Source organism: Rhizobium sp. SEMIA 4085, assembly GCF_013004495.1.
GTDB classification, from domain to species: domain Bacteria; phylum Pseudomonadota; class Alphaproteobacteria; order Rhizobiales; family Rhizobiaceae; genus Rhizobium; species Rhizobium gallicum.
The window spans coordinates 1-7,534 of sequence record NZ_JABEPH010000307.1 but is presented as its reverse complement, the minus strand read 5'-3'; the positions used below and the strand labels follow the sequence as shown (position 1 = coordinate 7,534).

General features: G+C 59.3%; 6 protein-coding genes and 1 pseudogene. 5 read left to right on the top strand and 2 right to left on the bottom strand.

Annotated elements, in window-relative coordinates; translation table 11 throughout:
• The 5 genes and pseudogenes from C9413_RS24345 to C9413_RS24325 form a co-directional block, all read left to right on the top strand.
• Positions 1–542, top strand: a pseudogene (locus tag C9413_RS24345) (proline iminopeptidase); the annotation flags it as partial.
• Positions 543–593: 51 nt separating this feature from the next.
• Complete coding sequence (locus C9413_RS24340) at positions 594–1,532, top strand: ABC transporter permease (protein ID WP_040115038.1); 939 nt, start codon at positions 594–596, stop codon at positions 1,530–1,532.
• Positions 1,529–2,380: an ABC transporter permease gene (locus C9413_RS24335; RefSeq protein ID WP_040115039.1), complete on the top strand. Its 852-nt coding sequence runs from the start codon at positions 1,529–1,531 to the stop codon at positions 2,378–2,380. Before C9413_RS24340 ends, C9413_RS24335 begins: the two co-directional genes overlap by 4 nt.
• A complete protein-coding gene (locus C9413_RS24330) occupies positions 2,377–4,080 on the top strand; it encodes an ABC transporter ATP-binding protein (RefSeq protein WP_040115040.1) in 1,704 nt (567 codons plus the stop codon). The genes C9413_RS24335 and C9413_RS24330 overlap by 4 nt, the downstream gene beginning before the upstream one ends.
• A gap of 19 nt (positions 4,081–4,099) precedes the next feature.
• Positions 4,100–5,617, top strand: coding sequence for an ABC transporter substrate-binding protein (locus C9413_RS24325; RefSeq protein ID WP_170251005.1), 1,518 nt, complete (start codon positions 4,100–4,102; stop codon positions 5,615–5,617).
• 58 nt (positions 5,618–5,675) lie between these two features.
• Here the strand turns inward: C9413_RS24325 and C9413_RS24320 are convergent, their stop codons facing one another.
• A complete protein-coding gene (locus C9413_RS24320) occupies positions 5,676–6,293 on the bottom strand; it encodes a hypothetical protein (RefSeq protein ID WP_040115042.1) in 618 nt (205 codons plus the stop codon).
• Between the two features lie 276 nt (positions 6,294–6,569).
• Positions 6,570–7,040, bottom strand: a complete 471-nt coding sequence (locus tag C9413_RS24315) for a transposase (RefSeq protein WP_040115043.1) — start codon at positions 7,038–7,040, stop codon at positions 6,570–6,572.
• Positions 7,041–7,534: the final 494 nt, after the last annotated feature.

The window sequence follows — 7,534 nt, the reverse complement described above, 5'->3', positions numbered from 1 at the left end:
CGCGCACTGCCCCAGAAAACCTGCAGACGCTGATCCTCGAACATACGGTCGCGGACATGCCCCATCTCATTACCGAGCTGGAGCGGTTGCGTGCGGCGCTCGGCCCCGAGACAGTTGCCATGATGCAGAAGCATGAGGCGCAGGGCACCTACGACCATCCGGAATATCTCGCAGCCATCACTATTTTGAACTACCGGCACGTCTGCCGGTTGCCGGAATGGCCGGCGCCGGTGCGCCGGTCGCTCAACGACTGGAACTTGGGGCCATATAGCACGATGCAGGGGCCGAACGAATTCCTCTATATCGGCAACCTCAAGGATTGGAACCGTATTCCCGACCTGCCGCGCATCACCGTGCCGACACTGATCACCACGGGCGAGCACGACGAACTGACCCCGGCCTGCGCACTGAAGATGAAGCTCGCCATTTCGAATGCCGAACTCAAGGTCCTTGCCAATGCCAGCCACATGCCCTTTTACGAAAACCCCGCAGACTACTATCCAGCGCTGATCGATTTCTTGTCACGACACAGGCGGAACTGATGCAAAGAATGGCGACCGACATCCGAACAATACGGAGGCGCTGGCATCGCCATGCATCGCTATAGGTTCGTTCTCACCCGACCCTTGCAATTTTTGCCCGTCATTTTCGGCATCAGCGTCATCACCTTCATTCTGGTGCGGCTGATCCCCGGCGATCCGGCACGCAACTTGCTCGGCTCGCGCGCCACGCCGACGGCGATCGCCAATATCCGTGCCCAGTACGGCCTCGATCAGCCTATGTGGCTACAATATTTGTATTTTCTGAAAAACCTCGCCGATGGCGAGATGGGCAAATCGATTCTCTACAAGATCGACGTGCTGAGACTGATCGTCACCCGCATCGAGCCGACTGTTGCGCTCGTCGCCTCCAGCGTCATTCTGTCGATACTGATCGCCATGCCGATGGCCGCGATTGCCGCGCGCAATGCCGGCAAGGCACCCGATCATGCGGTGCGTATCGTCTCTACCTTCGGCATCGGATTCCCGCCCTTTTGGCTCGGGCTGATGCTCATCATCCTCTTCAGCGTCGAGCTCGGCCTGCTGCCGGTCTCAGGCTATGGCGCAACAATCGGCGACAAGCTGGCGCATCTTATCCTGCCCAGCTTAACCGTGGCGCTGTCGCTCTCGACCGTTCTGACGCGCAGCCTCAGGGCGGCGATGATCGAATCTCTTAAATCCGACGTGGCGACGGCAGCGCGCGCCCGCGGTATGCCCGAACACATCGTCTTCTGGCGCCATGTCGTACCGAATTCGCTGGTGCCGACCGTCAATCTTCTCGCGGTCAATATTGGCTGGCTCATCGGTGGCTCCGTCGTCGTCGAGAGCGTCTTTGCGATTCCCGGCATGGGACAGCTTCTCGTGCGCGCCATCTTCTCGCGCGACTATATGGTGGTCCAGGGCGTTGCCATGGTTTTCGCCTGCGCCACCGTGCTCGTCAATTTCGTCGCCGATATCGTCACCGTTGCGATCGATCCGAGGGTAAGGCTATGAGCGTCGATACCCTCTCTTCAGGCTCCGCCGGCTGGCGGACGATCTTCAGCAAACACTTGATGCTTGTGACCGGCGCCGGCATTTTGCTGTTCTTCGTCCTGCTGGCGACAAGCGCGCCGGTTCTGGCACCCTATGACCCAATCCTTCAGAACGGCGACGCCCGCCTGCAGGCGCCTTCGCTTCTGCATCCGTTCGGTACGGATAATTTCGGTCGCGACGTGCTTTCCCGCGTCATCTGGGGCACACGGATCGACCTGCAGATCGCGCTGATCGGCGTCGCTTTCCCCTTTCTCATCGGCACCGCGGTTGGCACCATCGCCGGCTTTTTCGGTGGCATCGTCGATGCGCTGTTCATGCGGCTCGTGGATATCATCCTCGCCTTTCCCTTCCTGGTGTTGATGCTATCGATCATCGCCATCCTCGGACCGGGGCTCGGCAGCTTTTACATCGCCATGGCACTGGTCGGCTGGGTTTCCTATGCCAGGCTGATCCGGGCGCAGATGCTGGTGCTCAAGAACAGCGACTATGCGGTGGCCGCCGTCAGCCTCGGTTTTTCGCGGATGCGCATCATGTTCCGACACCTGCTGCCGAATGCGATTGCCGGCTCGATCGTCTTTGCGATGTCGGATGCGGTGTTGGTGCTGCTCAGCGGGGCGGCCGTCAGCTATCTCGGCCTCGGTGTGCAGCCGCCGCTCGCCGAATGGGGTGTTATGGTGGCGGAGGGCCAGAGTTTTATCACCACGGCCTGGTGGATCACCCTGTTTCCCGGGCTTTCCATCGTCTGCCTCGCTTTCGGCTTCAGCATGCTCGGCGATGCGCTCGGCGAACGGCTCGGAGTAGGCGAATGAGCGCATCCGTTCTTTCCGTCCGCGACCTGACCGTCAAGGCGCATCTCGACAGCGGGGTCCGCGTTCTGCTCGATGCGGTGTCGCTGGATCTCGCAAAAGGCGAAATTCTGGGTCTCGTCGGCGAAAGCGGCTCCGGCAAGAGCCTGTTCTGCCGCTCGCTCGTCCGCCTCCTGCCCTCCTCGCGACTAACGATCGAGACAGGCATCGTGCTTCTGGAGGGCCGTGATCTCACCGCCGTCACCGATGCTGAGATGTTGAGCGTACGCGGCCGTGAAATTGGCATGATCTTCCAGAACCCCACCAGCCATCTCGACCCGGTCATGCGCATAGGCGACCAGATCGCTGAAGGCATCCGCTATCATCAGGACCTCAATGCGCGCGATGCGCGCGCGGCCGCCGTCGAGATCCTGGCGCAGGTCGGCTTTCCGGATCCCGTTCGGCACTTTGACAGCTATCCGCACGAATTTTCGGGCGGCATGCGCCAGCGCGCGATGATCGGCGTGGCGCTTTCCTGCAATCCGAAAATCCTGATCGCCGACGAGCCGACGACGGCACTCGACGTCACCATCCAGGCACAAATTCTCAACCTTCTGATGGATCTGCGCGACAAGCGCGGGCTGTCCATCATTCTCATTACCCACGATCTCGGCATCGTGGCACAGACGTGCGACCGTATCGCCGTTATGCGTAATGGCAGGTTGCTGGAGGAAGGCCCGAAGCGGGCGATCCTCTCCCACCCGAAAGACCCCTACACGATCAATCTGATCCACAGCCATCCGTCCATGCCAGAGATTGGCGTCTCCGCCGGGAGCGAGACGGTGCGCTCAACAGGAGCGTTGAAGCCGCTTCTTGAGGTCGACGACTTGCACGTGCGATTTCCGTCCGTCGGCAGGCTCTTCAAAGGAGCTGCCGGCAAGGCCGTCAGCGCAGTTTCCGGCGTCAGCCTGATAATCATGCCGGGCGAGACGGTCGGGATCGTCGGCGAATCCGGAAGCGGCAAAAGCACGCTTGCCCGCGCCGTCCTCGGCCTGACGCCGATCTCTTCCGGCCATGTCAGTTTCGACGGCATTGACCTTGCCCAGCAGAGGAGAGCGGGACTGGCTAAGCTGCGGCGGGAGACGGCGATGGTCTTCCAAGACCCATTCAACGCCCTGAACCCGCGGTTGACGATCGGCCAGACGCTGGCTGAGGTGCTGACGGTGCAGGCCACGGTCGCCAAACTCGACATTCCGGCACGCATCGGCGAATTGCTCGACCTCGTCGGGCTCGACCGCGAATTCGCACACCGAAAGCCGCGCAGCATGAGCGGCGGCCAATGCCAACGGGCCGGAATTGCGCGGGCACTGGCTGTAAATCCGAAGATGATCGTTGCCGATGAATGCGTGGCGGCGCTGGACGTGACCATTCAGGCGCAGATCATCGGCCTGTTCCGGGATCTGGCGGCCAAGATGGACCTGACGTTGATCTTCATTGCCCATGACCTGGCGACGGTGCGCCGTCTCTGCACACGCACCGTCGTCATGTACCGCGGCGAGGTGGTCGAGGAGGGGCCGTCCGAAGAGGTTTTTTCGCGGCCGAAGCATGCCTATACCGCCGCGCTGATCGCGGCGATCCCAGATATCGATCCGGATAAGCCCCGGCTCAAAGGCGTCGAACCGAAGCCGGGCGAACCGATCCAAACCATCAAACGCATGCCATAACAACGAAGGGAACGACATCATGACAATCAGGTGGAAATCTATCGGGCTTGCCGCCTTCGCCGCTACCCTCACCATTAGCGCCAGCTATGCGCAAGCGGCCGGCGTTCTGACGATCGGCCGCCGCGAGGATTCGACGACATTCGACCCGATCAAGACGGCGCAGAACATCGACAACTGGGTTTTCTCGAACGTCTATGACGTTCTGGTGCGGGTCGACAAGACCGGCACCAAGCTGGAGCCTGGCCTTGCCGAAAGCTGGACGACCTCGGATGACGGCCTGACCTATACGTTCAAGATCCGCGATGCAAGGTTCTCCGACGGAACGCCGCTGACGGCCGAAGATGCCGTCTTCAGCCTCCTGCGCATTCGAGACGACGAAGGCTCGCTCTGGAGCGATTCCTACAAGGTGATCGACACTGCGGTCGCAACCGATCCGCGCACGCTGACCATCAAGCTGAAGAACCCCTCCGCGCCATTCCTCTCAACGCTCGCGCTTCCGAACGCCTCGGTCATCTCCAAGGCGGGCATGGAATCCCTGGGCGCTGACGCTTATGCCGAAAGGCCGATCGCTTCCGGCGCTTTCATCCTCGAGGAATGTCGACGCGGCTACCGCATCATTCTCAAGAAAAACCCGAACTTCTGGCAGGCGGATCGGGTGAAGCTTGACGGTGTCGAGTGGATCTCGGTTCCTGACGACAATACCCGCATGTTGAACGTTGAGGCGGGGGAACTGGATGCGGCGATTTTCGTGCCTTTCTCGCGCGTCGAGGAACTGAAGAAGGATCCGAACCTCAACGTGCTCACCGATCCCTCGACCCGCGAGGACCATCTTCTGATCAACCACGCCCATGGCGATCTGGGGAAGAGGGAAGTGCGCCAGGCGCTCGACATGGCGATCGATAAGAGGGCGATCGTTGATGCCGTCACGTTCGGACAGGGTACGATCGCCAATTCCTACATTCCGAGGGGCGCGCTCTATCACTATGCCGACAACCTGCAGCGGCCCTACGATCCGGAAAAGGCCAAGCAAATGCTGGCGGATGCCGGCGTCTCCAACCTGACGCTCACTTATCTGCTGCGTGCCGGCGACGAAGTGGATGAGCAGACGGCCGTGTTGATCCAGCAGCAGCTCGCCAAGGCCGGCATTACCGCCAATCTTCAGAAGGTCGATCCCAGCCAGGAATGGGATATGACTGTCAACGGCGACTACGACATTTCGGTCAACTACTGGACCAACGACATTCTCGACCCGGACCAAAAGACGACCTTCGTTCTCGGTCACGACTCCAACAACAACTACATGACCAACTATAAAAGTGATGCGGTGAAGGGACTCGTCGCCAAGGCGCGTCAGGAACTTGATCCGGCCAAGCGCGCGCAGATGTATTTCGATCTGCAGAAAATGGCCAAGCAGGACGTGAACTGGATCGACCTCTATTACAGCCCCTACATCAACGTAGCGCGAAAGAACGTTGAGAATTTTTACCAGAACCCGCTCGGCCGGTTCTTCCTGGAAGACACTGTGAAGAACCAGTAGTTGTTGTGTTCAAACCTTGCGGCTAGGGGTCGCGCGTGCCTGCGCGACCCCTGGCCCCTTACGTGACATCAAAGCGCGCGAGCATCTTCTTGAGCTGCAGGTTCTGTGCATGAAGCCGTTCTGCCAGTAGTCTCTTGAGCCGCTTGTTTTCTGCATCAAGTGTAGTTACCTCCTCGAGGGAAACCGTATCCCGAGCCGTTACGGCCTCCACGCTTCGGGGCTTGTTCCTTCTCATCGCAACATGCGCGGTCGCGCGGAGGGGACCGCGCTTAACAGGCTCTCGAGGCGTTTTACCTGATGTTTTCTTGGGCTGAAACACCGGCGGGCTCTCCTGCACCGGTTCAACAGCTTCGGCAGTCGCAACAGTGGTCTCATTTCGCTTCGGCAGGCCGACCTTTGCGCCGTCACCTAATGATGTCGATGCCCCCGCAAGGCTGGCCTCGCCTGCGTGTCCGCCAGCTGAGGCCGAGTTCATCGCATCAGGCGCTACGCCTTCTCCGCCCTCGTCAGGCCTACCAGGTGTTGCATTTGATTTGAACAGATGCGGTGCCTTATCTTCCGCTTCACGAACCAAAGCCTTGAGATCGGTGTCACCCCAAATTGAGTTCGTTCGCGCCTTCGTCTGTCGTCGACCTGACTTGAATTCAACAACGAATTTCCGTTGTGGCGTTTTCATATGGCTTCAACCTTGAGCAAATCGCTAAATAGCAGGCGCCGAGCAGCGCGACTGCGTTCCTGTTGGAACCCATATATTGCCTTGCTGCGCGCTTCAACTGGCCAGTGTCGGAGAGAACGACGATTACTTCGCGCCAACAATCCCGTCGCAACGGTCATTTGAGCAGGAGCCATTCGCTCCAGCCCTCCTCAACGGAGAGACTGGATGCGCCGAGCCTCTGGAGCCGAAGATCAGGCGGCCGATCGAGCAGATGACCGCCTGGACGGTGTTCCTAGATCAATCCAGCCCGAGCCTCTTGCGCAGCTCGACATTTTCCGAGCGCAATTTTTCCGCCAGGAGCTTGCGAAGCTTTTGGTTCTCTTTTTCGAGCTGGACTAGATCTGCCAACTCATCGCCGGCAGGAACAGGCTTCTCGTTTCTTTGAACTACGGGCGTCGCGGTCCGTTTCCAGTTATAGTAGGTTTGCTCCGATATGCCGGCACTCTTGATCGCATCCTTGAGAGTGCTCTTGCCTTCGGTGATTGCCTTTTCGATCAGCTTGAGCTTGCCGGTTTTTTCCTGTTCGCTGTACGTCCTGGGCTTGGCCACCTGTGACTTTGCGGCACTTGCCTTTGCCGCAGCTCGCGCCGGTTCGACGGTCGTCTTCTGACGCTGTGGTGGCTTCTGCTTCTTGGCAGAAGGTGCTTTTGCCTCTGCATCCGTCGCCTCAACTGCAGCAACCGGTCCTGGTGTGTTCTCGTTAGCCATCATTACTTCCTCTCTATTCGATCGCCTGTTTTCTGCTGAGTGAACTCCAGAGTCAACACTACCGCCAGCCTCCTCATTAGCAGTCGTTGAAGATGGGGAGATTTTCTGCGGCGATCGCTGTGCGCCTGGCGCTTAAACGTCTCTCTGTCCTGAAGAACGCGCGTGCTTTTGATTAGGGTATATCGCCCATTGCCGACGTCGACTCCTGAATGAGGGTGACCTCGAAGTTCTGACAAACGTGTTGCGTGCGCCCTTGACCGATCATTGGTTGGGGCCTGGCGAGGCGGCCGACATGGGTGAAAGCGGGCGATTATACACATCGCCGAGGCCACGAGACTCCTGAGCGACTCGTATGCGGTGTACTGAGTGAAAAAAAGAAAGAGAGGTGAGACGGCGAGGAATGTGCGGTGTGAAGAGAAGAGGAGAGATAGAAGAGGAGGGAAGAGAGAGTGGAAGGGAGAAGTGAGGAGAGGGGAGGAGTAGGTGAGTGGGAA